General features: G+C 63.2%; 26 protein-coding genes. 13 read left to right on the top strand and 13 right to left on the bottom strand.

The annotated features are described in order from the left end of the window. The first annotated feature begins 39 nt into the window (after positions 1-39). From G365_RS0107825 to G365_RS0107815, 3 genes are all read left to right on the top strand, one after another. The gene (locus tag G365_RS0107825; RefSeq protein WP_019644957.1) at positions 40-921 is read left to right on the top strand and encodes an AEC family transporter; all 882 of its coding nucleotides are present in this window, start codon (positions 40-42) and stop codon (positions 919-921) included. 118 nt (positions 922-1,039) lie between these two features. After that, positions 1,040-1,936: an acetyl-CoA carboxylase, carboxyltransferase subunit beta gene (gene accD, locus G365_RS0107820; RefSeq protein WP_019644956.1), complete on the top strand. Its 897-nt coding sequence runs from the start codon at positions 1,040-1,042 to the stop codon at positions 1,934-1,936. Position 1,937: 1 nt separating this feature from the next. After that, positions 1,938-3,242 carry a bifunctional folylpolyglutamate synthase/dihydrofolate synthase gene (locus G365_RS0107815; protein ID WP_019644955.1) on the top strand — a complete coding sequence of 435 codons (1,305 nt, stop codon included), beginning with the start codon at positions 1,938-1,940 and terminating at the stop codon, positions 3,240-3,242. A gap of 61 nt (positions 3,243-3,303) precedes the next feature. Here G365_RS0107815 and G365_RS0107810 read toward each other — a convergent pair whose 3' ends face one another. From G365_RS0107810 to cobA, 8 genes are all read right to left on the bottom strand, one after another. Further along, positions 3,304-4,509: a multidrug effflux MFS transporter gene (locus G365_RS0107810; RefSeq protein WP_019644954.1), complete on the bottom strand. Its 1,206-nt coding sequence runs from the start codon at positions 4,507-4,509 to the stop codon at positions 3,304-3,306. A gap of 153 nt (positions 4,510-4,662) precedes the next feature. Further along, a complete protein-coding gene (locus G365_RS0107805) occupies positions 4,663-5,379 on the bottom strand; it encodes a M48 family metallopeptidase (protein WP_019644953.1) in 717 nt (238 codons plus the stop codon). Continuing rightward, positions 5,376-5,921 carry a YcgN family cysteine cluster protein gene (locus tag G365_RS0107800; RefSeq protein ID WP_081628483.1) on the bottom strand — a complete coding sequence of 182 codons (546 nt, stop codon included), beginning with the start codon at positions 5,919-5,921 and terminating at the stop codon, positions 5,376-5,378. The genes G365_RS0107805 and G365_RS0107800 overlap by 4 nt, the downstream gene beginning before the upstream one ends. Next, entirely contained in the window at positions 5,863-7,113 is a 1,251-nt protein-coding gene (locus tag G365_RS0107795) for a polyhydroxyalkanoate depolymerase (RefSeq protein WP_019644951.1), read from the bottom strand. Before G365_RS0107795 ends, G365_RS0107800 begins: the two co-directional genes overlap by 59 nt. A 281-nt stretch (positions 7,114-7,394) precedes the next feature. Beyond that, positions 7,395-8,738, bottom strand: a complete 1,344-nt coding sequence (locus G365_RS0107790) for a cobyrinate a,c-diamide synthase (RefSeq protein WP_019644950.1) — start codon at positions 8,736-8,738, stop codon at positions 7,395-7,397. 21 nt (positions 8,739-8,759) lie between these two features. Next, complete coding sequence (locus G365_RS0107785) at positions 8,760-9,344, bottom strand: SCO family protein (protein ID WP_019644949.1); 585 nt, start codon at positions 9,342-9,344, stop codon at positions 8,760-8,762. 60 nt (positions 9,345-9,404) lie between these two features. After that, the gene (locus G365_RS0107780; protein WP_019644948.1) at positions 9,405-10,175 is read right to left on the bottom strand and encodes a sulfite exporter TauE/SafE family protein; all 771 of its coding nucleotides are present in this window, start codon (positions 10,173-10,175) and stop codon (positions 9,405-9,407) included. A 3-nt stretch (positions 10,176-10,178) separates the two neighbouring features. Further along, positions 10,179-10,994, bottom strand: a complete 816-nt coding sequence (cobA, locus tag G365_RS20745; RefSeq protein ID WP_019644947.1) for a uroporphyrinogen-III C-methyltransferase — start codon at positions 10,992-10,994, stop codon at positions 10,179-10,181. Positions 10,995-11,199: 205 nt separating this feature from the next. On the opposite strand from cobA, the gene G365_RS0107770 reads away from it, so the two are divergent. Together G365_RS0107770 and G365_RS20740 are read left to right on the top strand one after the other, a co-directional pair. Then, positions 11,200-11,802 (top strand): ankyrin repeat domain-containing protein, encoded by a 603-nt coding sequence (locus G365_RS0107770; protein ID WP_019644946.1) that lies wholly within the window; start codon positions 11,200-11,202, stop codon positions 11,800-11,802. 13 nt (positions 11,803-11,815) lie between these two features. Then, positions 11,816-12,595: an HAD-IA family hydrolase gene (locus tag G365_RS20740; protein ID WP_019644945.1), complete on the top strand. Its 780-nt coding sequence runs from the start codon at positions 11,816-11,818 to the stop codon at positions 12,593-12,595. Between the two features lie 57 nt (positions 12,596-12,652). On the opposite strand, the gene G365_RS0107760 is transcribed toward G365_RS20740, so the two are convergent. The 3 genes from G365_RS0107760 to G365_RS20735 all read right to left on the bottom strand — a co-directional run bounded on the left by G365_RS0107760 (position 12,653) and on the right by G365_RS20735 (position 15,592). Beyond that, positions 12,653-13,828 carry an acetyl-CoA C-acetyltransferase gene (locus tag G365_RS0107760; protein ID WP_019644944.1) on the bottom strand — a complete coding sequence of 392 codons (1,176 nt, stop codon included), beginning with the start codon at positions 13,826-13,828 and terminating at the stop codon, positions 12,653-12,655. A 224-nt stretch (positions 13,829-14,052) separates the two neighbouring features. Further along, a complete protein-coding gene (locus tag G365_RS0107755) occupies positions 14,053-15,141 on the bottom strand; it encodes an alpha/beta fold hydrolase (RefSeq protein ID WP_019644943.1) in 1,089 nt (362 codons plus the stop codon). Further along, entirely contained in the window at positions 15,107-15,592 is a 486-nt protein-coding gene (locus G365_RS20735) for a hypothetical protein (RefSeq protein ID WP_155976182.1), read from the bottom strand. The genes G365_RS0107755 and G365_RS20735 overlap by 35 nt, the downstream gene beginning before the upstream one ends. Before the next feature lie 210 nt (positions 15,593-15,802). On the opposite strand from G365_RS20735, the gene phaR reads away from it, so the two are divergent. From phaR to G365_RS0107735, 3 genes are all read left to right on the top strand, one after another. Continuing rightward, positions 15,803-16,387 (top strand): polyhydroxyalkanoate synthesis repressor PhaR, encoded by a 585-nt coding sequence (phaR, locus tag G365_RS0107745; protein WP_019644941.1) that lies wholly within the window; start codon positions 15,803-15,805, stop codon positions 16,385-16,387. Positions 16,388-16,773: 386 nt separating this feature from the next. Beyond that, complete coding sequence (locus tag G365_RS0107740; protein ID WP_019644940.1) at positions 16,774-17,172, top strand: helix-turn-helix domain-containing protein; 399 nt, start codon at positions 16,774-16,776, stop codon at positions 17,170-17,172. A gap of 156 nt (positions 17,173-17,328) precedes the next feature. Beyond that, on the top strand, positions 17,329-18,852 hold the full coding sequence (locus G365_RS0107735) for a YifB family Mg chelatase-like AAA ATPase (RefSeq protein WP_019644939.1): 1,524 nt from the start codon (positions 17,329-17,331) through the stop codon (positions 18,850-18,852). 1 nt (position 18,853) lies between these two features. Here the strand turns inward: G365_RS0107735 and G365_RS0107730 are convergent, their stop codons facing one another. Together G365_RS0107730 and G365_RS0107725 are read right to left on the bottom strand one after the other, a co-directional pair. Further along, a complete protein-coding gene (locus G365_RS0107730; protein WP_019644938.1) occupies positions 18,854-19,606 on the bottom strand; it encodes a TVP38/TMEM64 family protein in 753 nt (250 codons plus the stop codon). 10 nt (positions 19,607-19,616) lie between these two features. Beyond that, a complete protein-coding gene (locus G365_RS0107725) occupies positions 19,617-20,369 on the bottom strand; it encodes a glycosyltransferase family 2 protein (RefSeq protein ID WP_019644937.1) in 753 nt (250 codons plus the stop codon). Positions 20,370-20,960: 591 nt separating this feature from the next. Here G365_RS0107725 and G365_RS20730 point away from each other — a divergent pair. The 5 genes from G365_RS20730 to G365_RS20725 all read left to right on the top strand — a co-directional run bounded on the left by G365_RS20730 (position 20,961) and on the right by G365_RS20725 (position 26,807). Continuing rightward, positions 20,961-22,964 (top strand): lytic transglycosylase domain-containing protein, encoded by a 2,004-nt coding sequence (locus G365_RS20730; RefSeq protein ID WP_211217671.1) that lies wholly within the window; start codon positions 20,961-20,963, stop codon positions 22,962-22,964. Positions 22,965-23,043: 79 nt separating this feature from the next. Then, entirely contained in the window at positions 23,044-23,580 is a 537-nt protein-coding gene (gene moaB / locus G365_RS0107715; RefSeq protein ID WP_019644935.1) for a molybdenum cofactor biosynthesis protein B, read from the top strand. A gap of 235 nt (positions 23,581-23,815) precedes the next feature. Then, positions 23,816-24,316, top strand: coding sequence for a ribosome maturation factor RimP (gene rimP / locus G365_RS0107710; protein ID WP_019644934.1), 501 nt, complete (start codon positions 23,816-23,818; stop codon positions 24,314-24,316). A 72-nt stretch (positions 24,317-24,388) separates the two neighbouring features. Beyond that, positions 24,389-25,909, top strand: a complete 1,521-nt coding sequence (nusA, locus tag G365_RS0107705; RefSeq protein ID WP_019644933.1) for a transcription termination factor NusA — start codon at positions 24,389-24,391, stop codon at positions 25,907-25,909. 22 nt (positions 25,910-25,931) lie between these two features. Further along, complete coding sequence (locus G365_RS20725; RefSeq protein ID WP_019644932.1) at positions 25,932-26,807, top strand: RNA-binding protein; 876 nt, start codon at positions 25,932-25,934, stop codon at positions 26,805-26,807. Positions 26,808-26,836: the final 29 nt, after the last annotated feature.

Raw genomic sequence — 26,836 nt, 5'->3', positions numbered from 1 at the left:
TGCTTCTCCTCCCCTTTCTGACCGGTACGGATCTTCCCGATGCTGCTGATTCTGTTCAACGTTATCGCACCGGTCATGATTCTGGCCCTGATCGGATATGTCTGGGCCCTGCGGAAACTGCCGTTTGATACCCCGGCAATGACCCTGTTGGTGACAGCGCTGGGCGCCCCGGCCCTGATCGTGGAAACCCTGCTGCGGGTGAACCTTGATCTCTCGGTTCTGTTAGAAATGATGCTGGCTGCCCTGCTGACTCATGTGGCGTTTGTCGTTGTCGGCTGGTTGATCCTGAAAGCGGCGAAGGAACCGATTTCGGCCTTTTTGCCCTCTCTGGCGTTCGGGAATACCGGCAACATGGGTATTCCGCTGTGCCTGTTTGCTTTTGGTGATCATGGGCTGGCGCTGTCGATCGGATATTTTACCCTCAATTCGATTTTTCTGTTCACGCTGGGATCGCAGCTGGCATCGGGGAAAGCCTCTCTGACCGATCTGGCCCGTACGCCGATTGTTTATGCCGTGCCGGTGGCGCTGCTGATGATTATTACCGGTATCCAGATGCCGGTCTGGGCCGCCAATACCCTGAAGCTGTTGGGCGGGGTGATGATTCCGCTGATGCTGATCGCGCTGGGGGTTTCTCTGTCCCGGCTGAAGATCACCAGCATCCGCCGCAGCTTCGGGATTGCCCTGCTGCGGATTGTCATGGGGTTTGTGATCGGCTGGGCAGTCGCATGGCTGCTGGGGCTGGAGGGGGCCGCCCGTGGTGTGGTGGTGGTGCAGAGCGCCATGCCGGTTGCCATGTTCAATTATCTGTTCGCGGTCCGGTTCAACAACCGCCCGGAAGAAGTGGCGGGCATTGCCGTGATGTCGACCCTTATGTCCTTTGTCCTGCTGCCGTTTATTCTGATGACGGTGATGGATTTTTAAGGCTGGACCGTTCCCGCACGGGCAATCGCCTGCCTGCTCTGTTCACCCCGCACTGGACATCCGGGGCGGAGCGGTGCATGTATTGGCATCTTTTTGACAGTATGGGGTTGCCCCACCGATGAACTGGCTGACCAACTTCGTCCGCCCCAAGATCCAGCAGCTTGTCCGCCCGAAGGAGGTTCCTGATAACCTCTGGATCAAGTGCGGCGCCTGCGAGCAGATGATCTTCCACCGGGAGCTGGAGAAGAACCTGCAGGTCTGCACCCACTGCGGTCATCATATGCGCCTGCCGGTGAAAAAGCGGCTGGAACTGCTGTTTGATGATGGCAACTACAAGCGGATCGAGCTGCCGAAGGTGGCCGAAGATCCGCTGAAGTTCAAAGACCTCAAGGCGTATCCGGCCCGCATCAAGGAAGCCCGGTCCAAGACCGGCGAACAGGATGCCATCATCGTCGCCCATGGCGCGATGGGGGGGATTGACGTGGTGATCGCCGCCTTTGACTTTTCCTATATGGGCGGGTCGATGGGGATGGCGGTCGGTGAGGGTCTGGTTGCTGCAGCCGAGCTGGCCGTGGTGCAGGATGCACCGCTGATCGTAATCCCGGCTTCCGGCGGGGCACGGATGCAGGAAGGGATTCTGTCCCTGATGCAGATGGCCCGTACCACCGTGGCGGTGGAGAAGGTCAAGGAACATGGCCTGCCCTACATCGTGCTGCTGACGGATCCGACCACCGGCGGCGTCACAGCCAGCTTTGCCATGCTGGGGGATATCCATGTCTCTGAGCCGGGCGCGACCATCGGTTTCGCCGGGGCCCGGGTGATCGAGAGCACCATCCGTCAGAAGCTGCCGGAAGGCTTCCAGAAAGCGGAATATCTGCGCGACCATGGGATGGTCGACGTGGTGGCCAAGCGCCATGATCTGCGCAAAACGCTGGTCAATATTCTTGATCTGCTGCGGAACCGTGGCCCGGCCGGTCAGGTCGTGCCGCTGCGGGCCCGGATCCCGGCGGAATAAAATGACGGGCGTCCCGGCTGATCCGTCCGCCGCGCTTGACCGCCTGACGGCGCTGCACCCGAAGATCATCGATCTGTCGCTGGATCGGGTGTGGCGTCTGCTGGCGGCGCTGGGCAATCCGCAGGACCGGTTGCCGCCGGTCGTCCATGTTGCCGGGACCAACGGCAAGGGGTCGACCGTCGCCACCCTGCGGGCCTGTCTGGAAGCCGCGGGGAAGACGGTCCATGTCTACACCTCGCCGCATCTGGTCCGCTTCAACGAGCGGATCCGCCTTGCCGGACAGATCATCAGCGACTCGGCGCTGGTGGCTCTGCTGGAGGAGGTGGAGGCCGCCAATGGCGGCCAGCCGATCACTTTTTTTGAAGTGACCACCTGTGCTGCGCTTCTGGCGTTTTCACGCACACCCGCTGATGTGGTGTTGCTGGAAACCGGGCTGGGCGGGCGGTTGGACGCCACCAATGTGGTGACCCGTCCGGCAGCGACAGTGCTGACCTCTATTTCCCTCGATCATCAGCAGTATCTCGGGGATACGCTGACCTCCGTCGCCACCGAAAAGGCCGAAATTATGCGCCCCGGTGTGCCGTGTATCGCCGCCGCCCATCCGGCGGAGGCCGCTGCCGTGGTTGAGGCCGCGGCTGCCCGCATCGGGGCGCTGCTGCTGCGCGAGGGCCGTGACTTCTCAGCGGACGCCGGTGGTGCCGGTGTTTTGTCCTTCAGGGCCGGGGAAACCCACCTGACCCTGCCAAGGTCGCGGTTGCCGGGCGATCATCAGATCCAGAATGCCGGTCTGGCACTGGCGGTGCTGACGCTGGTCCCGGCGCTGAACGTTCCGGAGCAGGCGCTGCGTCAGGGGTTGCCTGCCGTGGACTGGCCCGCCCGTCTGCAGCACTTGACCCACGGGCCGTTGGTTTCGGCCCTGCCTGCTGGCTGGGATCTGTGGCTGGATGGCGGTCATAACCCGGATGCCGGGGTGCGGCTGGCTGCCTATCTGCAGCAGCAGACCGAGGCTCGCCCGCTGGATCTGGTCGTCGGGATGATTGATACGAAAGATGAGGCTGGCTTCCTGCGCCCCCTGCTGCCGCTGGTCCAGCGGGTGCGAACGGTGCCGGTGCTGTCCAGCGCTGCCGGACGTCCGCCGCAGGCCGTGGCAGAGACGGCGCGAGGGCTTGGGGCCGGGGATGTGCTCCCCTGTGACAGTGTTGAAGCCGCAGTTACGGCTCTGGTTGCCGGACAGACCGCTCCTCGGCGGATTATGATCTGTGGGTCGCTGTATCTGGCCGGGGATGTTCTGGCTGAAAACGGCTGAGAGATCATAGGAACAGAGAAGAGGTAAAAGGGGCTTTGGGGAGCCCCTTTCTCTATGCCTGTCAGGGATTGGCCTTCCGGGCGCTGCGGGCCAGAATCCAGTACGTTGCCATCGACAGGCTGCCCATGATGCCGATGCTCAGGCACATCGGCAGGGTGGTGCCATTATGCAGCATCCCGACCAGATACCCGGCAATAGCCCCGCAGCCCATCTGCAGGAAGCCAAGCAGGGCGCTGACGGATCCGGCTATTTTCGGGAACGGAGCGATGGCGCCGGCAGTGCCGTTGGGCAAAGTCAGGGCGCAGAAGAAGAAGTAGAGAGAGATCGGGGCAATCACACCGGCGGGTGTCTGGATTCCGGCCAGCGCGATACCGGCGGTCAGCAGCCCCGCGGCCCCAATACCCAGCGTGCCGAAGCCGAGCACACGGTCAAGGCCGTAGCGCCCGGTCAGCCGGGCGGCGAGAAACCCCCCGCAGATATAGCCGATCACCACGCAGGCAAAGGCAAAACCGAAGTGGGCACTGTCAATGCCCAGCACGTCGATAATGACGAAGGACGAGCCGGAAATGAAGCTGAACAGGCCGCCGAAGCCGAAGCCGACCGTCAGGGTATAGCCCATGAAGACCGGTGATTTCAGCAGATTGCCGTAGGTGCGCAGCAGCCGCCCCGGACGGGTGGCCTGCGGATCCATATGGGCATTGGTTTCCCGCAGTAACAGCAGGGTTGCGGCCAGTACGCAGGTCCCGAACACCACGAGCGCCACAAAGTTCGACCGCCAGCCGAAGCTGCCATGCAGCCAGCCACCGATAATCGGCCCCACCGCCGGGGCCAGAGCCATGGCGGATGCCATGTAGGACATCATCCGTGCCGCCTCATCACGGTGATAGACGTCGCGTACAATGGCCCGGCCCAGAACCGGCCCGGCGCAGGCCCCGAATGCCTGGGCGAAGCGGGCGAGAATTAGGGTATCGATGGTTGGGGCCAGCAGGCAGGCAACAGAGGCGATCAGATACAGCACGATCCCGCCGATGATCACCGGCCGCCGCCCGAAACGGTCTGACAGGGGGCCATAGATCAGCATTCCGCAGGCAAAGCCGAGCGTGAAGGCCGAGAGTGTCATCTGCACCTGACTGACAGTGGTGCCGAAGGCCCGCGTCATATCCGGCAGTGACGGCAGATACAGGTCGGTGGAGATCGGTCCGAAGGCAACCAGAAAGGTCAGCAGAACGGCAACTGTCGGGGTCCGGGGGTCTGGTTTGGTCAGCATGGGGGAGGGGAGGCTTTCCGCGCTATTTGTTTCATTTGTAACTATGGCAGTATCAACCGGCGGATAAAACCACCCGAACCGGCAGGGTGGGGAGGTTCAGGTTACCACCCGGTTACCGGGCTGCTCTGCGTCCGTGGGGGCAGGGCCGGGGCATCATCCATACCGGTGCAGGCTGCTGCCGTGCCGTTTCAGCCAGTCCCGGGGGGCCGGGTAGTCTGGCATCAGCCGGGCGACCTCGGCCCAGAAGCGGGGGGAGTGATTCATTTCCGCCAGATGGGCCAGTTCGTGGGCCACCACATACCCCAGAACTGCTGGCGGGGCCATCACCAGCCGCCAGGAAAACGACAGATCCCCCAGTGCCGAACAGCTGCCCCAGCGGGATCGGGTATCGCGCACGCTGATGCGCCGGATCCGGCCTTCCACCAGCGGGGTCAGCCGTTGGCACTGGGTGGTGATGGTGTCGCGGGCGAGCCGGACCAGATAATCCCTGACCCGGTTTTCCGGCTTTTCGACCGGGCCGGTCAGCACGATCTGTGTGTCCGTCATCTGCAGACCTCGCCGTCCCTGCGGGGTATGGGTAATCAGCCGCATCTGCCCCAGAACCGGGATCGTCTGGCCGGGCAAAAACGGGATCCGGTCGGGGGCGGTGGCAATCCGCCGCCCGATCCAGTCATGATGATCACTGAGGAACTTCCGGATGAACCGGGCCGAGACTCCGGGTGGGGCGGTAACCGTCAGGCAGTCTTCCTGCGGCAGGTAGCGCAGGGTCAGCCGGACAGCCCGGGGGGAAACCCGGATCCGCACCGGCAGGACCCGCCCGCTGACTTCCACCGACAGGCTGGCAGTGACAGGCGACCGCGTGCCGATCACAGGTCCGGCCAGTCAACAATGTGGTGATCCAGCGGCCCGGCTTTGCGCTCAGAGATCACCCGCCCCCGGACACTGATGCCTGCTTCATGAATGGTTTCCGCGCTGCCTGAGACCAGCGGGTGCCACCAGGCAAGGTCCTTGCCTTCATGCAGCAGACGGTAGGCACAGGTTGTCGGCAACCACACCGCTTTTTCGATGAACTGCGGGAACAGCTGGACACAGTCCGGCACAAAGTCCCAGCGGTTGGCATAGTCGGAGCACTGGCAGGAGCCAAGGTCAAGAAGGCGGCAGGCAACGTTGGTATTGTGGATTTCGCCGGGTTCACCGTCTTCATCCTCGTCCTGCAGTTTGTGCAGACAGCATTTACCGCAGCCGTCACAGAGGGATTCCCACTCTGCGCGGTCCATTTCCTCCAGAGATTTCCGTTTCCAGAACGGAAGCTCTCCGGAGGAGGCATCAGTGGTGGTCTTAAGGGCGGCGGCGTCAGGCCGCGCGCTGCTTTTCGGCCCGCGCCCCGTGGGCGCGGATGAAGTCTCGGACATGGGGCAGGATTTCCTCGCGCCAGCGGCGCCCGTTGAAAATACCGTAATGCCCCACTTTGGGCTGAAGATGATGCTTGCGCAAGTCATCCGGCAGGCTGCTGCACAGAGAATGGGCGGCAATGGTCTGTCCGGCACCGGTGATGTCGTCACGCTCCCCTTCGACGGTCAGCAGGGCGACATCGGTGATCGCGGCAGGATCGACCCGGCGTCCGCCGAGGGTCAGGGTTCCTTCCGGCAGGGCATGTTCCTTGAACACCCAGCGGATGGTGTCGAGGTAGAATTCCGCAGGCAGATCCATCACCGACAGATATTCGTCGTAAAATTCACGGTGCTTTTCAGCCGAGTCGCCATCGCCTTTGATCAGGTGACGGTAGTAATGCAGGTGAGCATTCATATGCCGGTCCATGTTCATCGACATGAAGCCCGACAGCTGCAGGAACCCCGGATAGACCCGGCGCCCGCGCCCGGCGTAGGTCATCGGCACGGTGTGGATCACCTTGCTTTCAAACCAGCTCATTTCATGAGTGTCGGCAAATTCGTTGACTGCCGTCGGGCTCTGACGGGTGTCGATCGGCCCGCCCATCATTACCATCGAGGTCGGCCGACAGGGATCCTTATCCTCGCTCATCAGCGATACAGCGGCCAGCACCGGCACACTGGGCTGACACACCGCCATGATATGGGTGTTGGGGCCGAGGAAGGTCAGGAACTGGCGCAGGTAGTCCACATAGCTGGCAAAGGTGAACTCCCCCTGCGACAGCGGCACATCACGGGCATTGATCCAGTCAGTGATATAGATGTCGTGGTCGGGCAACATGGCCTCGACGGTCCCGCGCAGCAGGGTGGCATAGTGGCCCGACATCGGGGCGACCAGCAGGACTTTCGGGTCATCCTTTGGCGCATTGTCGCGGGCGAAATGCAGCAGGTTGCAGAACGGCAGCCGCAGCGCCACCTCTTCGTGTACCGCAGTTTTGTGGCCTGCGATGTCGGTGACCGGCAGGTTGAACCCCGGTTTCGGATACTGGCGGGTGATCCGCTCAAACAGTTCTGCCCCGGCGGCCAGGCTGCGGCCGGTGTTGGTATGGGCAAACGGCATCCACGGGTTGGTGAACATCGTCTGCATGGTCTGCGCCATCAGCCGCATCGGCGCCAGCGCCGCATGCTGCATTTCATGAAAATGATACAGTGGCATCCTGCTCGTACCCTCCGACGTATCCGCACAGTGCGGCCCCCGGTGTCTGGTGTGGCTGCCGGCAGGATGAAGACCATGCGGACAGCGGTCAGGGGCCGTGTTTTCGGGAGTTCCGGTTTTCCGGATTTGTAATTTTATTGCGACGGTCATAGGACCGTCATTTGATTTATTGCCAGATATTCAGTGTCCGGCAAGATAGAATCGAGGCAGGATCACAAAGACCTGTCCGTTGATCATGTTGCAATGCAGCATATCACGGACGGGGCTGTCCGTCAGCGAATTTAAATCTGTTCCAGATCAATCATGTGCAGGAAAGACCCTGCCACCGACCCCCGCTTCAGCCCCATCGCGGGCAGTTCTGCCCCAGTGGCATCCCCGGCGCGGAACAGCCGCTCTGCCCGCGAGTCGTCTTCGCGGATGATGCTGGCGTAATGGAATTCATGCCCCCTCAGCCGGGCTCCGGCCGGGCCGAAGCCGCTGTCGGTGAGGCTGGTGACATGGCGGTATCCCAGATGCAGCTTCCGTTTGGCAAAGCTGGTTTCCACCGGCAGCAGGCCCAGCATCGGGTGGCTGTTACCTTCGGCATCGGTCAGGGCCTCTCCCAGTGTCATATAGCCCCCACATTCCCCGATGATCGCCGCGCAGCGGTCTGCTGCGGCCTGCATGCCAGCCTTGAAGGCTGTTGCCCCGGCAAGGCAACCGGCATGCAGCTCGGGGTAGCCGCCGGGCAGATAGACGGCGTCGGTCTGTGGTGCGGGGCCTTCGTCCGCCAGCGGGGAGAACGGCAGGATTTCCGCCCCCTGCTCCTGCCAGCCGCGCAGCAGGCCGGGGTAGGCGAAGGCGAAGGCAACGTCGCGGGCGATTGCAATCCGTTGTCCGGGCGGGGGCGGAAAGGCTTGTTGCCCGGTCAGGGGGGGCGGCAGCGGTGGCCGGGCCAGCGCCATCACCGCGTCCAGATCGACATGGGTTGAAACCGTATCGGCAGCCGCGTCGAGGAAGGCTTCCAGCTCAGTATGTTCCTGCGCCTGTACCAGCCCCAGATGGCGGTGTGGCAGATCCAGCGCCTTGGCCCGGGGAACGCTGCCCAGCACCGGTACGTCCGGCACCGCTTCGGCCAGCGCCTGCCGGATAGCCGCTTCGTGGCGTGGGCCGCCGACCCGGTTCAGAATCAGACCGGCCAGCGTGATGCCGGGGCGGAAGGTCTGAAAGCCCTTGGCGACAGCGGCGGCAGAGGCGCTCTGGCCACTCACATCAAGCACGAACAGAATCGGCAGCCCGGTCTGCAGGGCCAGTGCCGCTGTCGAGCCGTCCGCGAGGCGGTCAGCGACAAAGGCCCCGTCAAACAGTCCCATCACCCCTTCGGCAACCGTCATGTCGCCATCCAGCCAGTGCAGGGATGTCAGCAGGGTTTCCCGCCGCATACCCCAGGTGTCCAGTGACAGGCAGGGGTGCCCGCTGGAGGCGGCATGGAAAGCCGGATCAATATAGTCGGGTCCGGTCTTGGCTGTCCGGATCAGCAGTCCCCGCCGTCGCAGGGCACGGACCAGCCCGAGGGTCAGCACGGTTTTTCCGCTGCCGGAAGAGGCGGCGGAAACGATCAGGCCGGGCGGGGGAGACGGGAGCATCGGCAGGGTTCAGAGCAGGGGTTACAGAACGGATGCCAGCTTCTTGGCCATCTCTTCCGCCGTGGTGTCGTGGCCGAAGTAGGAGACGAAGCGACCATCCGGCCCCATCAGGTAGGTGATGGCCGAATGGTCGACGAGATAGTCATCGCTGTTGTTTTCCTTGCCCTTTTCCTTGGCGTAATAGACCCGGTAGGCTTTGGCGATGGCGGCGGTCTGCTCTGCGGTGCCGACCAGACCGATCAGGCGCGGGTGGAAGGCTGCGACATAGGCAGTCATCTGCTCCAGCGTGTCGCGGGCCGGATCGACCGTGACAAACAGGGGCTGGATTTTGTCCGCCTTATCGGCAGGCAGGCTGTTCAGGGCCTGTGCCAGCGTGGTCAGGCCGGTCGGGCAGACATCCGGGCAGTAGGTGTAGCCGAAATACATCAGCATGTATTTGCCCTTGAAGCTGTCCTGCGTCACCGTCTGGCCGGTGGTGGCCGCCATGGTGAAGGGGCCGCCGAGGGCGACGGCTTCATTCTTTTCCAGAAATCCCGGGGCAAACCGCAGGCCAAGGGCGACTGCCGCCACAGCGACAACGATCAGGATAATTTGCAACGGCTTCATCGGGGTTCCCTTTACTCCGGGCCGGTCCCCTCCGCGCGGGGCAGCGGCTGTCAGTCAGGATCAGGCAATCAGTGAAACGGCCAGCCACGCCAGCACACCGGCGTTCAGGATCAGCAGGACCGGTGCCGCCTGGGCAATCAGGCCCCGCCAGCGCTGCCCGGCCAGATGTCCGGCGACACCGACCGCAAGCAGGTTGGGCAGGGTGCCAAGGCAGAAGGCGGCCATGCCGAAGGCACCGGCAACCGGGTCACCGGTGGCCGCTGCCGCCGCCAGAGCAGCATACAGCAGGCCGCAGGGGATAAACCCCAGAACAACCCCCAGCGCATAGCCCCGCCAGCCGATCGGTGCGGCAAACAGCGGGGCAGCCATCCGGTTGATCCAGCGCCCGGCTGAGGGAGTGCTGACGGGGCCGGAGGGATGCCACAGCTGCCTGAGGCGGGGAATGGCGTGTCCGGCAAACAGCACGGCGGCCAGCAGCAGCAGGGCCGCCGACAGCCAGCGTAGGCCGCTGAGGCTGTTGATCTGGCCCGCCAGGGTCGCGCCCACGGCCCCCAGAAGAGAATAGGTGGTCATCCGCCCCAGATGATACGGCAGCAGGGCCGCCCCGGTCAGGCGGTGCCATTCCCGCATCCGCGCTGCCGGAATCCGTTCCAGACGGGATCCGACCTGCGACAGCACAAACGGCCCGCACATGCCGATACAGTGGCTGACGCCGCCGACCAGACCTGTGAACAGCAGGCTGGTCAGCAGGCCGCCCTGTTCGGCCACGACACCGGAGCAGTGACTGATTCCGGCAGCGATCAGGGCAAAGGCGGCGTCGGGGCTGGCCATGGATCAGCGCCCCGGGTGCCCGGCCCCGGCGGCGATAATGTCGCGCAGGGACACCACGTCGCCCACCACCACAATGGCGGGGGGATGCAGTCCGGCTGTGGTGATAGCCTCGACCAGAGTGCCCAGTGTCGCCGTCACCACCCGCTGGCGGGGGGTTGTGGCTTCTGCCACCGCCGCAGCGGGAGTTTCCGCAGAGCGCCCGGCTGAGATCAGCCGGTCAACGATGACCGGCAGATGCTTCAGGCCCATGTAGAAGACCAACACCGGTGAGGCGTGGGCCAGGGCTGACCAGTTCAGGGTTTCCGGTACATCGCCGTTGGCGGCATGGCCGGTGATAAAGGTGATGGCGGCATTGGTTTCCCGCACCGTGGCCGGAATCCCGGCGGCGGCAAGCCCGCCGATTCCGGCAGTGATGCCTGAAACCACCCGGAACGGGATGCCGTGAGCGTGCAGATACTGGCACTCCTCAGCCCCACGCCCGAAAACGAACGGGTCGCCGCCCTTCAGGCGCAGAACCCGGCGGCCGGAGCGGGCCAGTGATACCAGTGTTTCGGAGATGTCGGCCTGACGGGCGCTGGGGCGTCCTCCCCGCTTTCCGGCGTACAGGCGTTCTGTCGCTGCCGGAGCAAGGCCCAGAATCCGCTCATCAACCAGTGCATCGTAAACGATGACGTCAGCGTGCCGCAGGGCATGCAGGGCATGCAGCGTCAACAGACCGGGATCACCGGGACCGGCCCCGACCAGCCAGACCCAGCCCGGCGGAAAGTCAGGAAAATCCAGCCCGGCCGGAAGCAGATCCGGGGCGGGGCCGGGGGCCATGTCTCCGGAGTGTCGGTCCGGGGGAGGGGAGGGCGTGTCCGTCATCATGAAACAGGTTCATACACCTCACGCAGACTGCCTGCAAAGTCTGAAACAGTCACATCCCCGTGACGGAGGGCTGATTTTCCGGCGGTCGGTTGCGCCGGGGGCGGGGCTGCGTTAGCTTCAGGGGCAAGACTGTCTTTTTCTGTGTCCGAGGGATCCTATGGCTTTTTCGCTGCCGTCTGCCCGTTTTCCGCTGTCGCTGACCACGTTGCGCCGGGTGGCGCTGGGGGCGGTGCTGTTGCCTGCCGTGTTGCTGGTGACCGATCCGGCCCGTGCTGAAATGGACCTGCCGCTGGAAAGCCCGATCGTTAAACTGATGATGAGCCAGAACTGGCCGGAATTTAAGCGGACCCTGATGGGCGGTACAAATGCCAACAGTACCGATCAGTCCAAGCAGCCGCTGCTGGTGCTGGCAGCCCGCAACAATATGCCGCAGGCCGTCGAGATTCTGCTGGAGCAGCAGGCCAAGATCGATCTGCAGGATTCCTTCGGTAATTCTGCTCTGCTGTGGGCGGCGGACCAGAACAACGTTGAGATTCTTGAAAAGCTGATCAGGGCCGGTGCTAACGTGAACCTGCAGAACCGGCAGGGGGTGACACCTTTGATGCGGGCGGCGGAAAAAGGGTCGGTCGCTTCGGTGGAAAAGCTGCTGAAGAGCGGGGCGGATGCCTCCATCAACGATTATACCGGCCGGGATGCCCTGTCATGGGGGCAGGCCGGGGGCAACGGTAAGATCCAGCGGCTTCTCGAAAAGGCCCGCTGATCGGTTTGCCGCCATGACGACCCTTGCGGCCCTGCTGTTCGATATGGATGGCACCATTGCCGAGACCGAAGACCTGCATCGCCGCTGTTTCAACAGGGCGTTCGCGGCTTTTGGTCTGTCTTGGCATTGGGATGAACCGACCTATCACCGGCTGCTGGATGTCCCCGGTGGCCGGGAGCGGATTGCGGCCTATGCCCGGGATATCGGGGCGGAGATTTATACTGCCGTCACCGACAATCCGGCGCTGGATGCGCTGCACCGCTGGAAAACCGCTCATATGGCGGATCTTCTGGCCACTGGCCGCAGTGGTCTTGCTGCCCGGCCCGGTGTCGCCCGCTTATGCCGCGAGGCGGTCGCTGCCGGGGTCAGGCTGGCTCTGGTGACCACCAGTCAGCGCCCGGTGGCGGAACAGGTGCTGCGCCAGACACTGGGGCCGGATCTGGCAGCAGCCTTCAGCGTTGTGATCTGTGGGTCGGATGTCCGGGTGAAGAAGCCCGATCCTGAAAGCTATCTTCTGGCGCTGCAGCGGCTCGGGGTGTCGGCGGGGCAGGCCGTGGCGGTTGAGGATTCCGCCGTCGGGCTGCGTTCCGCCCGGGCCGCCGGTCTGGCCTGCGTGGTGACCGAAAGCCTGTATACCCGGGATCATGACTTTTCCGGGGCGGCGCTGGTGGTTTCTGACCTCGGCGAGCCGGGGGACTGGCCGGTGCTGGTCCGCAGTCCGTCCCGGCAGGTCTGTCCGGGCGTGGTTTCTCTGTCCCAGATCACCGGTCTGCTGACGGCCATCACCGTCTGAGGGCATGAAAAAACCCCCTGCCGGAACACTCCGGCAGGGGGCATCTTCTGCCTCGGCTCAGTCGCGTTCGACGGTCAGGGCAACGCCCATGCCACCGCCGATACACAGGGTGGCGAGACCCTTCTTGGCATCGCGCTTCTGCATTTCATGCAGCAGGGTGACGAAAATACGGTTACCCGAAGCGCCGATCGGGTGACCCAGCGCAATGGCCCCGCCATTGACGTTCACTTTCGAAACATCCCAGCCCATTTCCTGATTGACGCTCATCGCCTGCGCGGCAAAGGCTTCGTTGGCTTCGATCAGGTCAAGGTCGGCGGCGGTCCAGCCAGCCTTTTCCAGCGCCTTCTTCGACGCCGGGATCGGACCGGTGCCCATGAAGGCCGGATCTACCCCGGCAGCGGCGAAGGACTTAATGCGGGCCAGCGGCTTCAGGCCGCGCTTGGCAGCGGCTTCAGCGCTCATCAGCACCACGGCGGCGGCGCCATCGTTGATGCCGGAGGCGTTACCGGCGGTGACGGTGCCATCCTTGGCGAAGGCCGGGCGCAGTTTGCCCAGCGACTCGGCGGTGGAGCCGAAGCGCGGGAACTCGTCGGTGTCGAACAGCTTCTGTTCTTTTTTCACCATGTAGGTGACCGGGACGATTTCATCCTTGAAACGGCCGGAGGTGATGGCGGCTTCGGCTTTCTGCTGCGAGGCGGCAGCAAAGGCATCCTGCGCCTCGCGGCTGAAACCCCACTTGTTGGCGATGTTTTCAGCGGTGGTGCCCATGTGGTACCCGTTGAAGGCACACCACAGACCGTCTTTGATCATGGTATCGACCAGTTCCGCCGAGCCCATCTTGACGCCGGAGCGCAGATAGCTGCAATGCGGGGCATTGGTCATGCTTTCCTGACCGCCGGCGACAACGATATCGGCCATACCGGACAGGATGCTCATCGCCCCCTGTGCCACGGTGCGCAGGCCGGAACCGCAGACCATGTTCAGTACATAGGCGGGGACGGTGTCGGGCAGACCGGCCTTCAGGACTGCCTGACGGGCCGGATTCTGGCCGGTGCCGCCGGTCAGAACCTGACCCATGATCACTTCGGAGACTTCGGCCCCGTCAACACCGGCGCGGGCCAGCGCTTCCTTAATGACAATTCCGCCCAGATCGGCACCGGAATAGGCCGACAGGCTGCCGCTGAAGGCGCCGATGGCGGTACGGGTTGCGCTGACGATAACGACTTCGGTCATGGATCGTGTTCCTCCCTGATCCTGCCGTGAGGAGTTTCTCCGCACGGGCTGACTGCGCTGCCGACATCAGGGCGTCCATCTGTCCCGGTATGGAACCGGGCGCCGGTGCCGGACCGCCCGAAAGAGTAGCGAGCGGCCCGGTGCAAGTCTACCGGATATTGCGGCGCAAAATGCCAGATGGTGCCTGCTCCTGCCGCCCCTCTGCTGCTGCGTCACTTCCCCCGTCAGGAGCGGGTTTCCGCGCAGGCACGTCGTAGCCAGCGGGCCAGCGGGCCATAGACGGTCCGTACGGCGGCACTGCCGGTCATCATGCCGATGTGTCCCAGCGGCACATCCAGACGGGTGGTTCCGCCGGGGGAGCCTGTCAGGGCATCGGACAGGGCAATGGCAGACCCCGGCGGAACGATCCGATCATTCAGCGGCACCACGGTCAGAGACGGCACGGTCAGGGTGCCGGGGCGGACTGTTTCTCCTGCCACCGTCCATTCCTGCCGGAAGGTGCGGTTTTCGCCATACCAGTGCAGCAGACATTCCTGTGCGGCCGGTCCGGCCAGCGGGACGCCATCATTAACCCAGTCTTCCAGCGCAACGAAGGCTTTGGCTTTGTCTGATGTCTGCCCCAACCCGGCAAACATGCGAAATTTGCGGGCGATTGAGCCGGGATCAAGCCCGGAGAACATCGCCTGCAGGATATCCACCGGCAAAAACCCCAGATGCTCCACCGCTTCCGCCACTTTCTCGCGGGTTTCCAGCAGCAGGCGCAGCCCGCCGCCGGATCCGGCATGAAAGTTCCATGGGGTCGCCAGCCCGATGTAGGCGGCGCAGAGATCTGGCCGCCTCTGGGCCAGAGCCAGCGTCAGAACCCCCCCCATGCAGTATCCGATCACCGCCGGTTTCTGTCCCGTCAGTCGCAGCACCTCGGCTGCTGCCGGTTCCAGCCGGTGCAGTACGTAGTCGCCCAGAGAGAACGCCCGCTCTTCCTGCGGGTCACCCCAGTCAATCAGAAACGGGCGGAACCCCCGGCGCGCCAGCCAGCGCATGAAACTGCGCCTGCCGTTCAGATCCAGAACATAGGCGCGGTTGACCAGCGACGGAATTGCCAGAATGGGCAGTCCGGTCTCCGGCCCGCCGTAGCTGCGTAAGGTGACGCCGCCCGCCTGCCAGATCACCGGGGCATCCCGCAGGCGACGGCGGTAGGGGTGATTGCGGTACAGGTCGAGCCCTTGCAGAAACTGCTCGAAGCGGTGGCGGCTTTCGGCCTCAAACGCGGTGGCGAACTCAGCCGGGCTTGCGTCGCCGAGCTGGCTTCGCATCTCCTCCGGCAGGTCGGGATTCCAGCGTGCTGACCCGTTCTTCAAGATCTGCGATGCGGCGCAGCAGGTCAGTAAGGACGTGATCTCCATGCTCAGAAACATCGGCAGCGGACGCGGACCCAGTCTTGGGGCCCGGCTGTGCAGGGGCGGCGTCTGGGGCATCGGCGGCGGTCTCCCCGGTGTCTGGACGGGCGGCAGAAGGGGCTGTGGCAGGCTGGGGCCACAGAGCTGACAGATCTCTGGCTGTTTTTGGCAGGTCATGCAGGGCTTCGCTGCCTTTGGTCATCATCGCAAAGGTGCGCGTCATCAGATCCAGCGTTGCCGGATCCTGCGACAGGCGGCCCATCTGGTCCTGCCAGATATCAAGGGTTTTGCGGGCCAGCGCCGACAGGTCGGGCGGGGTGGATGATCCGGTACTGTCGCCGCCGGGCGGGGCAGATGTTTTGGTCATGGCAGTACCCTGAGCAGTAAGAGCCAGAAGGGAAGAGCGGATGGCGGCAAAAGGGCCGCTGGCATCAGAGTACAGCAGGAAATTGCCGCCGCACTTGCATTTTTCTTGCTGCAAAGCGGCATCGCAGGCACTCTTGATCGTGCAATGACGCAGGGAAAAGCCGGACGCTGTCCGTGGCACAGAACCCTGCCATAACAGGGAAACGCGCATATGGCTGAAACCAGGAACAGCCCGATCACCATTAAAAAGTACGCCAACCGGCGTCTTTACAACACGGCGACCTCCAGCTACGTCACGCTGGATCACCTGTGTCAGATGGTGAAGGACGGGACCGAATTCGTGGTCTATGACGCCAAGACCGGCGACGACATCACCCGCTCGGTCCTGACCCAGATCATCGTCGAGGAAGAGAGCAAGGGCGGCCAGAATCTGCTGCCGATCGGGTTCCTGCGCCAGCTGATCAGTTTTTATGGCGACAGTCTTGGCGGTCTGGTGCCGCGCTATCTGGAACACAGCATGCAGGCGTTCTCCCATAACGAAGAACGGATGCGCGATGTGATGCAGAATGCCTTCGGCGGAATTTTTCCGCTGCAGCCGTTCGAGGAGCTGAACAAGCAGAATGTCGCGTTCTTTGAGAATGCAATGAAGATGTTCGGCCGCTTTTATGGGGATGAGGAAAACGCCGGTAAACCCGGGGCCGCCCGTCCCGCCGCCGGCGAGTCCAGTATTGACGACCTGAAGGCCAAGCTGAACGCCATGCAGGAGCAGCTTGACGCCCTGAGCAAGAAGGGCTGACCGCATCCGTTTGCGATGCAGAAGACAGACATGACGGTCGCCTTTTGGCGGCCGTCTTTTTTTGCATCAGGACAGGAGAGGCATTGGACAGAAAGCGTTTTGCAAAATGCACAGACTTTTTCGGCAAGAAGGGATGTATTCGCATTCTGCAAAGACGTTTCTATTCTTTGGTATATGAAAAAGGATATTCGACCGGGGCATGTAGTTCCGAGGGATCACTTGCTACAAGAGCATGACCGGCGTATCCCTTTAGTTGATCAGAAGGGCACAATATGGTCGCAAAAGATGGCCTGTCCCGATCCGTATAACGTCCGTCTCCGCCATTGTTTGCCGATGGCCTCCCGCAGGACGATACGCCCGTGCTTGAGATGAGAGGGAACCCGATCATGAATTATTCGCCCACCACCGTCCGTCCCGACCAGCCCGCCAACCGGGCCACGGATACTGACCGTCATGTCGGCTCTAAAATCCGTGAGCGCCGGATCATGCTGGGTCTGTCCCAGCAGCAGATGGCCGACATGATCGGTGTGACCTATCAGCAGGCCCATAAGTATGAGCGCGGTATCAACCGTATTTCTGCCGGGCGTCTGTACGAAATCGCGCAGGTGCTGAATGTGCCGGTCAGTTACTTCTTTGAAGGACTGGATGATGCCCGTACCGGCGATCTGGCACCGCGTCAGCGTATGTGTCTGGAACTGGCCCGCAATTTTGCGATGATCCAGAACGAACGCCATCAGGAAGCCCTGTCGGGTCTGGCCCGGGCACTGGCCAGCGAACCGGCCTGATCCGGGCTTACGGCCTTTGTAAGAGAGCAACGCCCCCGGATGGTATTATCCGGGGGCGTTGCTGTTTTTTTGTATCCTGTCCGGTGTTTACACGGGATGGAGCCCCCTGTACCGTCACCCCCGCGTGTGTTGGGTGTAGAGGCGGACCGGGATAAAATGACGGCTCATGTGCGGACGGTGGCGTTCTCTGGCATTGATACCATTGCCATTGATGTGCAGGTGCAGTTGTCCAACGGGCTACCGGCGTTTTCGATCGTCGGGCTGGCAGACAAGGCCGTCAGTGAGTCGCGTGAGCGGGTGCGGGCGGCACTGACCGCAATTGGTCTGGCGCTGCCGCCCAAACGGATCACCATCAATCTTGCCCCGGCGGATATCGTCAAAGAAGGCAGTCATTACGATCTGCCGATTGCCTGTGGTGTGTTGGCGGCGATGGGGATTTTGCCGCTGGAGGATATGGACCGCTATCTGGTGCTGGGCGAGCTGGGGCTGGATGGATCCGTCGCTGCAGTATCCGGGGTTTTACCGGCAGCCATGGCTGCGGTGGCAGGGGATCTGGGACTGATCTGCCCAGCCGCACAGGGGGCCGAGGCCGCATGGGCTGGCGGTGAGGATATTCTGGCGGCACCGTCCCTGCTGGCGCTGATCAACCACTTCAAAGGGACGATGTTGTTGCCCCGTCCGGCCCCCAGTGCGCCGGAGGAGATCGGCATTCTGCCGGATCTGCGGGATGTCAAAGGTCAGGAGACGGCCAAGCGGGCTTTAGAGGTTGCGGCGGCAGGGGGGCATAACCTGCTGATGATCGGTCCGCCGGGATCGGGGAAGTCGATGCTGGCCAGGCGTTTGCCGGGTCTCCTGCCCCCGCTGACACCGCAGGAATCACTGGAAGTCTCGGTGGTGCATTCGATCGCCGGTCTGCTGCCGGAAAGTGGATTGACCACCCGTCGCCCGTTCCGGGATCCGCATCATTCGGCCAGTATGCCTGCCCTGATCGGGGGCGGCCATCGGGCCAGACCGGGCGATATCAGTCTGGCGCACAATGGTGTGCTGTTTCTGGATGAGCTGCCGGAATTCCCCCGTCAGGTGCTGGAAGCGTTACGTCAGCCTCTGGAAACCGGGCGGGCGGTGATCAGCCGGGCCAACGCCCACATCAGTTATCCGGCACGGGTGCAGCTGGTGGCGGCGATGAACCCCTGCCGTTGTGGCTATCTGTCGGATCCGGGCATGGCCTGTTCCAAGGCTCCCCGCTGCGGAGATGACTATCAGAACCGCCTGTCCGGCCCTCTTCTCGACCGTATCGATCTGACGGTGGAGGTCATGGCGGTTCATCCTCTGGATCTTGCGGGCACTCCGGCCGGGGAAGCATCGGCACCGGTGGCGGAGCGGGTGGCGCAGGCCCTTGACCGGCAGCGGATCCGCTATGCCAGACTTGATCCGTCGGGGGCGGTGCGCCGCAATGCTGAGGCGGATGGAGCGGTGCTGGATCAGGCTGCCCGTCTGGATGAGGCAGGGCAGGCCCTGCTGGCGGAGGCGGCAGGGCGGATGAGGCTGTCAGCGCGTGGGTACCATAGGGTGCTACGGGTGGCGCGGACGGTCGCTGACCTTGCCGACCGGGATCAGATCAGCCGTCTGGATATTGCGGAGGCCCTCAGTTACCGCCGGGCCCGTGCTTTGCCGGGGTGAGTCAGACCGCGTCGGTCCGCATCCGCCGGTACAGCCACACTCCGATCAGGCCGGAAATCACAAACAGGACTGCCGACAGGGCGATCTGTGCGGTGGCATCAACCTGTACCCCGGTCCCCAGCAGCACAAAGACGATGGTCTGCGGTAGATAGCCAACCATCGTGCCCGCCAGAAAGCGTGGCGCAGGAACGCTGGAGACACCGGCGCCCATGTTGGTGGCAAGGTTAGACCCGACCGGCAGCAGGCGGATCAGCAGAGTCATCGAAAACGGGTGGCCGTGCAGCAGGGCATCAAGGCGCTCGATACGGGCGGCGAACAGCCGTCGCACCAGTGACCGACCGAGCAGGCGGGCATAAAAGAAAGACAGCGTGCAGCCGATGATCTGGGCAACGGTGGAAATCAGGATGCCCATGCCGAAGCCAAAGGCGTAGCCGCCGCCAAAGGCCACCAGCTGACGGGGAATCCCGATGGCGGAGGCAATCGCCCCCAGTCCGATGAACAGGGCTTCGCCGATCAGTCCCTTCCCGATCACCTCGTGGTCCAGCCAGCTGGTGGAGAGGGTGTCAGCCAGACCGAGTTTGCGGGCAACCGTGCCAATGATGACCAGAGAAACGATCATCACCAGTCCCTTTATCAGGGACTTCAGGCCGCTTTGCTTCCGGGCGACAGTGTCACCGTCCTCTACCAGCAGGGAGCTGGTCAGGCCGGAGTCCGGCGCAGCGGTATTTTCCGGGTGTTCCGTCGGGGCCGACATCGGGGGTGCCTCAATCCTGCGTTTCGACCTGCGGGTTCCGGGCCCGGCGCTGCAGCCACATCACACCGATCAGATCATACAGGCTGACCCACAGGCGGTTCCAGACACCATATTTGGAAGTGCCGCGTTCCCGTGGCCGGTGGTTGACCCGCACGCTGACAACGTGGCCGCCTTCGCGCAGCATCAGGGCCGGCAGATAGCGGTGCATGTGGTCAAAGCGCGGGAATTTCAGGAAGGTGTCGCGGGCGAACAGCTTGAGGCCGCAGCCGGTGTCCGGGGTGTCATCGTTGAGCAGCCATGCGCGCACACCGTTGCCGACCTTGGACGACAGGCGGCGGATTTCATTGTCCTGCCGTTTCTGGCGGTGCCCGGCGATCATCACCATCGAGACCGGCTTGCCGGACCGGGCGGCTTCTTCATTCCGACGGGCCAGCATGGCAGGAATATCGGCAGGATCGTTCTGTCCGTCACCGTCCAGAGTGGCGATCCAGCTGCCACGGGCCATCCGGACGCCGGTATGCACCGCCTGACTCTGGCCGCACGAAAAACGGTGCCGGGCCGTGCGCAGGCGCGGATACTGGCGTTTGGCGTCTGCCAGAACGGCGGGGGTGCGGTCGTCGGAGCCGTCATCGACGTACACGACTTCAAACGGGGCGACGCCGTCGAGGGCGGCATGAATCTCTGCCAGCAGCGGCAGGATATTGTCCTCTTCGTTCTTTACGGGAACGACGACGGTAACGTCAGGCTGAGTCAGATCGGTCATGGTCCATCACGACGGCGCGGGAAAACAGGCCATGGGCGTATGCCAATGGCGGTCTGACCGTCCGGTCGACCGGTCAGGCTGGCGCGGTTGTACTCCTGCTGCCGGATCAGGAAAAGGGAAAAGAGGCTGACAGGGCCAAAAGGAGCCGCAGGTCAGGCGGCTGGATCTGTTCAAAAGCCTTGGGCGCGATGGGGGGCGGCTCATGGCGAATCCATGGGAAAGTATGCAGCCGATTGCACACATCTCAGTGCGTGCTTTTCTTGTATCAGGCGCAGGGTTTTTCTGGGGGGACATCTTTCCGCAAGAGGGTTTCTGGCGGTGAGCTGTGATGGATCGCACAGGGATAGCCTGCGAATCGGGTTAAGAGAAAGCCATATACAAAGGGACTCTGGGGCGTCGATACGGCCCGGAGATATACTCTTTTCTTTCATCGCATTCAGTTTCCGGGGTTGTCGCCGGGAAAATCTTCCGCCTATATCTTGCCTCGGCTGGGAGGGGCAGTCGCGAGACCGTTAGGGGGATGTCCGAATGAAACGTATGCGACAGCCTGTAAGAGGCCCGGGAGCGGAAGTGTGTTCAGACTCTGCCCGCTTGAAGAGCCGGGTCAGTAGCGCGGCCCTGACCGTAGGGCGCAAAGCCGTTTTCGGGATGGCCCTGACCGGGGTGGTTGTTTCCGGTTTTGGGCTTGAGAGTGCACCTGTCCATGCGCAGGGCTTCAAGGTGGAGCAGGTTGCGACCCGTTCCGCCGGGCAGGAAGGCTGGCGGCTTTCCGAGCAGGACATGGACTTGTATGGCCGTATTTTTTCTCTGCAGGGCGATGGCCGTTGGGATGAAGCTGCGGCCCTGATCCCGCAGATTCAGGATCCCCTGCTGCTGGGCTACGTGCATCATCAGCGTCTGATGGCTTCCCCGCAGAAAGCCCGGCTGACCGAGCTGCGGGATTGGCTGGACAGCTACGCCGATCTGCCGATGGCGGAGATTGTCTATTCCGTCGCGCAGGGGCGGATGGCTCCGGCCCGGTCTCCCCAGAAAGCGCAGCCCGCAAAGGCTGCTGCCGCGAAGAAAGAACCGTCTAAAAAAGAGCCCCCCAAAAAAGAAGCGGCAGGAAAGAAAGACCAGAAGGCGACGCAGGCGGCCCCCCCGGTGAAGGCAGAGCCCCCGGTGGTTCTACGCTCTCCCGTCGGCCCGCCGCGGTTTAACGGTGGCGGCACCGGCGAGACGATGTCTGCCCTGTGGGAACTGGCGGGGACGTATTCCAATTCACAGTCACAGAAAGCGGCGGCCCTGTGGGCCAAGTTCCGTACTGCCCTGAGCAAGCAGCCGACCCAGACTGTCGCCCGGATGGTGGACACTAAGGAAGTCACTTCCACGCTGACGGCGCTGGATCATGATCGGATGCGTGGGACGCTGGCCTATGCGCTGTTTGTTGAAGGCGATGATCAGTCGGCGGTCGAATGGGCTGAAAAATCGGTGGCCCGCTCCGGTGACCGGATGTCGATGGCCCTGTGGGCCGGTGGATTGGCGCATTGGCGTCAGGGCCGCTATGACGAGGCCCGCGACTGGTTCGCCCGCCTTGCCCGTTCCTCGGATTCTTCTCCGTGGCTGACGGCTGGCGGGGCTTTCTGGGCATCCCGTGCCGCCTTGCGCACGGGCCGTCCGGAAGAGGTTTCTTACTGGCTGAACGAAGCCGCGAAGGAAGCGCGGACGTTCTACGGACTGACGGCCCGCCGGGCCCTTGGTCTGCCTCTGTCTTTCGCGTGGGAAGGTGACTTTCTGAGTGCGGCGGACAGCGAGGCGTTGGGCCGGACGCAGGCCGGGCGCCGGGCACTGGCGCTGGCCCAGCTGGGCCGGATCGATAATGCCGAGGAAGAGCTGCGCCGCCTGTATGCCGTGGTTGATGAGCGGACCAAGGACGCCATCGTGCGGATGGCCGACGTATCCGGCATGGCTTCCTTTGCCCTTGGGCTGGCGTCGTATCGCAGCCGTACCGATCAGGGCAGTGTTTCGGTCACGGATGCGGCCCGCTATCCGGTGCCGCTGTGGGAGCCGGAAGACGGCTGGCGGCTTGACCGGTCCCTGCTGTATGCCTTTATGCGGCAGGAGTCGGCCTTTAATCCTGACGCCCGTTCGGTGGCAGGGGCGCAGGGGCTGATGCAGATGATGCCCGCCACGGCCAGGCTGGTGGCAAGCTGGGATGGCAATGCCAATGGCTGGTTGACCGGATCCAAAACGGTGATGGTGCCGGAAGTGAACATGTCGCTTGGCCAGAAGTATCTGGAAACGCTCCTGGCCCAGCCGGAAGTGGATGGTAACCTGTTCTTTGCCGCTGCGGCCTATAACGCCGGGCCGGGGAATCTGGCCAAATGGCAGAAGCGCGTGCAGTACAATGATGATCCGCTGCTGTTCATTGAGGCAATTCCATCGCGGGAAACCCGTCTGTATATCGAGCGGGTGGTCGCCAATCTGTGGATCTATGCGGACCGGCTTGGTCAGCCTGCCCCGTCGCTGGATCATGTTGCAGGCGGGGCGTGGCCGCGCTATGTCCCCTTGGAGCAGGGCACCCGGGTTGCGCAGGTCCGCAAATCCGGGGGATGATGGCGGGGGCCTTTCCGGGCCCCGGATCACTGCCCGCCGGTCCCGAGAGGACCGTCAGTCCTGATAGGGAGGGTTTATCATGTCCCAAGTCGCCGAAGGCGCAGCGTTTCTGCCGGTCAACATTGCAATCCTGACCGTGTCCGATACCCGGACTCTGGAGACCGATACCTCCGGTCAGGCACTTGTCGATCGTCTGACCGCTGCCGGGCATCAGCTTGCTGACCGAGCGATCGTGCGCGACGATGCCGATCTGATCGCCGAGCGGTTCCGGCAGTGGATTGCCGATCCGGCGGTTGATGTGGTGATCTCCACCGGCGGCACCGGTCTGACCGGCCGGGATGTGACGCCGGAGGCTATGAGCCGGGTGGTCGAAAAAGAAATTCCCGGCTTCGGTGAGCTGTTCCGCTGGATCAGCTTCCAGAAGATCGGGACCTCGACGATTCAGAGCCGGGCAATGGCCGGGCTGGCCAACGGCACCTATCTGTTTGCCCTGCCGGGATCAACCGGGGCCTGTCGGGATGCCTGGGATGGGATTCTGTCCACCCAGCTCGACAGCCGGTTCCGCCCCTGTAACTTTGTCGAGCTGATGCCCCGCCTGAAAGAACATCTGCGCTGACGGGCGCGCAATTCCGTGCAAGGCAGGCTCCGGGGCGGGGCTTGCCTTTTCACGGGCACAGGTGTATAAGGTTGCCTTGACATTCTCTGGTGTGCCCGTCCGGGCTTGCGAGAGTGGGCCAGCGGCCCACTTTTTTTGTTATGGGCAGGGTGCAACGCCGGTCTGCCCATACGGACGCGGCGATGAACAGAGTGTGTCGGAAAGACCAACAAGCCATCTCTTTGTGGGACCCGGTATGGACCTGACCGAACGACTTGCCGCCATCGTCGAACCGACCATCTCCGATATGGGGTATGATCTGGTGCGTGTGCTGATTCAGGGCGCGAAGCACCTGACGGTGCAGATTATGGCCGACCGCAAGGATGGCGCGCTCATGACCGTGGACGACTGCGCCGATATCAGCCGGGCCGTTTCTGCCCTGCTGGATGTCGAGGACCCGATTTCCGGTGCCTATAATCTTGAGGTCAGCTCCCCCGGGATTGACCGTCCGCTGACCCGGGCCAAGGATTATGTGACCTGGGCCGGGTTCGATGTGAAGGTCGAAACCAAAGTGCTGCTGGACGGCCGGAAGCGGTTTTCTGGAAAGCTGATGGGGCTTGATGAGGCCGGAACCGCCGTGCAGGTGCATGGCGAGGATGGCCAGTGGTCCATTCCGCTGGATGCGGTGTGGAAGGCCAAGCTGGTTCTGACCGATGCACTGATCGACCATGTGACCCGGAGCCTGCCGGACGCCTGACGGCGGCGGCACCCGGCAATACGATTAATTCATTCGACCGTTTAACGACTTTCGATCAAGGGCTTGAGAACGATGGAACGTACCGTTGGCATGGCGCGGCCGGAGCTGGTTCAGGTCGCCGACACCGTGGCCCGCGACAAGAACATCGACCGGGAAGAAGTGTTCGCGGCCATGGAGCAGGCGATCCAGAAGGCCGGGCGCTCCAAGTATGGTCACGAGCATGATATCCGCGCGCACATCGACCGCCGCTCCGGCGAGATCCGTATGGCCCGCTATATCGCCGTGGTTGAGGAGATCGAGGACGAATTCACCCAGATGACCGTGGCGCAGGCCCGCCGGAAGAAGCCGGATGCTGCTGTGGGTGATTTTCTGATTGATCCGCTGCCGCCGATCGATTTCGGGCGTATCGCCGCCCAGACCGCCAAGCAGGTGATCGTGCAGAAGGTGCGCGATGCCGAGCGTGAGCGTCAGTTCAATGAATACAAGGACCGCATCGGCGAAATCGTCAACGGTCTGGTGAAGCGCGTGGAATTCGGGAACGTGGTCGTTGACCTTGGCCGTGCCGAAGCCCTGCTGCGCCGGGACGAACTGATCCCGCGTGAGCATCTGAAGAACGGGGACCGTGTCCGGGCCCTGATCAAAGATGTACGCAAGGAACAGCGCGGCCCGCAGATTTTCCTGTCCCGCACCGATGGCGGCTTTATGAAGCAGCTGTTCGCGCAGGAAGTGCCGGAAATCTATGACAACATCATCGAAGTGAAGGCCGTGGCCCGTGACCCGGGCTCCCGCGCCAAGATCGCCGTCACCTCCCGCGACTCCGGCATTGATCCTGTCGGCGCCTGCGTCGGGATGCGCGGTTCCCGCGTTCAAGCCGTTGTGGCCGAACTGCAGGGCGAAAAGATCGACATCATTCCGTGGTCGGTCGATCCGGCTACCTTCGTCGTCAACGCGCTGGCCCCGGCCGAAGTTGCCAAGGTCGTGCTGGACGAAGAGCGTAATGTGATCGAAGTGGTGGTGCCTGATGACCAGCTGTCGCTGGCGATCGGCCGTCGTGGTCAGAACGTGCGTCTGGCGTCTCAGCTGACCGGTTGGAATATCGATATTCTGACTGAAGAAGCCGAGTCGGAACGCCGTCAGGAAGAATTCCGGACCCGGACCAAGCTGTTCATCGACGCGCTGGACGTGGACGATGTGCTGGCTCACCTGCTGGTGACCGAAGGCTTCGAGACCGTCGAGGAAGTCGCCTATGTCGCCACGGAAGAGCTGGCTGGCATCGAAGGCTTTGACGAAGATGTTGCCGCCGAACTGCAGCAGCGTGCCCGTGTCTTCTTGGACGAGCTGGCCCGCCGCGCCGAGGAGGAGCGTGTTGCTCTTGGCGTCAGCGATGATCTGGCCCAGACTGAAGGTCTGACCGTCACCATGGCTGTTGCCCTTGGCCGCAACGGGGTGAAGACCCTTGATGATCTGGCCGATCTCGCGTCTGACGAACTGGTCGAGTATGTCGGCAAGGACGTCATGGGTGAGGAAGAAGCCAACCGCATCATCATGGAAGCCCGCGTCCGCGCAGGCTGGTTTGATGACGGCGCGGTCTGAGACCTGACGTCAGGAGTTGAGTGTGACCGAATCCGGCGCGACGACGCCCGCTGCTCCCGATCTGCCGGAAGGTTCTGACCTTCCGGTGGCTCTCCCCACCGCCGCCGCAACAGCGGTGCGGCGGAAAGGTCACCGGAAAGGTGGCGGTGCGGCAGACGGTAAAGGCAGCCCCGCCCGGGGTTCGGAAAAAGACGGGCCGCAGCGCCGCTGCATTGTCAGCGGTGCGGTCCTGCCGAAGGAGATGCTGATCCGTTTTGTCCTCGGACCTGACGGTAGTATTGTGCCCGATCTGGAAGGAAAACTTCCGGGACGGGGTTTGTGGTTGAGTGCGCGCCGCGATATGCTAGAAACGGCGACGCGTAAGCGCGCTTTTTCCAAGGCGGCCCGCTGCCAGACCGTGGTTGATCCCGATCTGGCCGGGTTGGTGGAAGGGCTGCTGCGTCAGCGCTGCCTCAACCTTTTGGGATTTGCCCGTCGCGCCGGAGTGGTGCTGGCCGGGTTTGACAAGGTGGCAGCCGCTGCCCGGGCCGGACAGGTGCGGATGCTGGTGGAAGCCACCGAGGGCGCCGAAGACGGCCGCCGCAAGATTATGGCGGCGGCGGCACAGGCCGCCCGGGAAGGCCGCCGGATGCCGGCGGTGATAGAGTTGTTTACGGGGGCCGAAATGGCCGCCGTGTTGGGTCGCGAACACGTCGTGCATGTGGCCGTGACCTCCGGCAAGCCGGACCAGCGTGCGCTGGCTGATCGGTTCGCCGCAGAGTGTGAGCGCCTGGCGGTTTACGTCGGGCAAAAGGATCTGCCCGCTTCCATGGCTCCGGCTGACACCGGACCGGAAGACGGAGACAGTCCGCAGCGCCGCGGAACGGAGCCGGAAATGGCCCCGGACAGCGGAGAGTAACGCCAGAGTTGGACGCCTAGAGACCGGGA

It is taken from the genome of Novispirillum itersonii subsp. itersonii ATCC 12639, assembly GCF_000381985.1.
GTDB lineage: Bacteria > Pseudomonadota > Alphaproteobacteria > Rhodospirillales > Rhodospirillaceae > Novispirillum > Novispirillum itersonii.
The sequence above is the reverse complement of the archived record's forward strand: the minus strand, read 5'-3'. Positions and strand labels throughout refer to the sequence as shown.

Bases quoted from the DNA above. Each gene is read 5' to 3' on its own strand.
- G365_RS0107780 (WP_019644948.1), bottom strand. From the start codon at position 10,175: ATGGCCAGCCCCGACGCCGCCTTTGCCCTGATCGCTGCCGGAATCAGT.
- G365_RS20740 (WP_019644945.1), top strand. From the start codon at position 11,816: ATGACGACCCTTGCGGCCCTGCTGTTCGATATGGATGGCACCATTGCC.
- accD (WP_019644956.1), top strand. From the start codon at position 1,040: ATGAACTGGCTGACCAACTTCGTCCGCCCCAAGATCCAGCAGCTTGTC.
- G365_RS0107740 (WP_019644940.1), top strand. From the start codon at position 16,774: ATGAATTATTCGCCCACCACCGTCCGTCCCGACCAGCCCGCCAACCGG.
- G365_RS20735 (WP_155976182.1), bottom strand. From the start codon at position 15,592: ATGACCAAAACATCTGCCCCGCCCGGCGGCGACAGTACCGGATCATCC.
- G365_RS0107795 (WP_019644951.1), bottom strand. From the start codon at position 7,113: ATGCCACTGTATCATTTTCATGAAATGCAGCATGCGGCGCTGGCGCCG.
- G365_RS0107725 (WP_019644937.1), bottom strand. From the start codon at position 20,369: ATGACCGATCTGACTCAGCCTGACGTTACCGTCGTCGTTCCCGTAAAG.
- G365_RS0107755 (WP_019644943.1), bottom strand. From the start codon at position 15,141: ATGCGAAGCCAGCTCGGCGACGCAAGCCCGGCTGAGTTCGCCACCGCG.
- nusA (WP_019644933.1), top strand. From the start codon at position 24,389: ATGGAACGTACCGTTGGCATGGCGCGGCCGGAGCTGGTTCAGGTCGCC.
- G365_RS0107800 (WP_081628483.1), bottom strand. From the start codon at position 5,921: ATGTCCGAGACTTCATCCGCGCCCACGGGGCGCGGGCCGAAAAGCAGC.
- G365_RS0107810 (WP_019644954.1), bottom strand. From the start codon at position 4,509: ATGCTGACCAAACCAGACCCCCGGACCCCGACAGTTGCCGTTCTGCTG.
- G365_RS0107825 (WP_019644957.1), top strand. From the start codon at position 40: ATGCTGCTGATTCTGTTCAACGTTATCGCACCGGTCATGATTCTGGCC.
- phaR (WP_019644941.1), top strand. From the start codon at position 15,803: ATGGCTGAAACCAGGAACAGCCCGATCACCATTAAAAAGTACGCCAAC.
- G365_RS0107735 (WP_019644939.1), top strand. From the start codon at position 17,329: ATGACGGCTCATGTGCGGACGGTGGCGTTCTCTGGCATTGATACCATT.
- G365_RS0107760 (WP_019644944.1), bottom strand. From the start codon at position 13,828: ATGACCGAAGTCGTTATCGTCAGCGCAACCCGTACCGCCATCGGCGCC.
- G365_RS0107770 (WP_019644946.1), top strand. From the start codon at position 11,200: ATGGCTTTTTCGCTGCCGTCTGCCCGTTTTCCGCTGTCGCTGACCACG.
- cobA (WP_019644947.1), bottom strand. From the start codon at position 10,994: ATGGCCCCCGGCCCCGCCCCGGATCTGCTTCCGGCCGGGCTGGATTTT.
- rimP (WP_019644934.1), top strand. From the start codon at position 23,816: ATGGACCTGACCGAACGACTTGCCGCCATCGTCGAACCGACCATCTCC.
- moaB (WP_019644935.1), top strand. From the start codon at position 23,044: ATGTCCCAAGTCGCCGAAGGCGCAGCGTTTCTGCCGGTCAACATTGCA.
- G365_RS0107785 (WP_019644949.1), bottom strand. From the start codon at position 9,344: ATGAAGCCGTTGCAAATTATCCTGATCGTTGTCGCTGTGGCGGCAGTC.
- G365_RS0107730 (WP_019644938.1), bottom strand. From the start codon at position 19,606: ATGTCGGCCCCGACGGAACACCCGGAAAATACCGCTGCGCCGGACTCC.
- G365_RS0107815 (WP_019644955.1), top strand. From the start codon at position 1,938: ATGACGGGCGTCCCGGCTGATCCGTCCGCCGCGCTTGACCGCCTGACG.
- G365_RS0107790 (WP_019644950.1), bottom strand. From the start codon at position 8,738: ATGCTCCCGTCTCCCCCGCCCGGCCTGATCGTTTCCGCCGCCTCTTCC.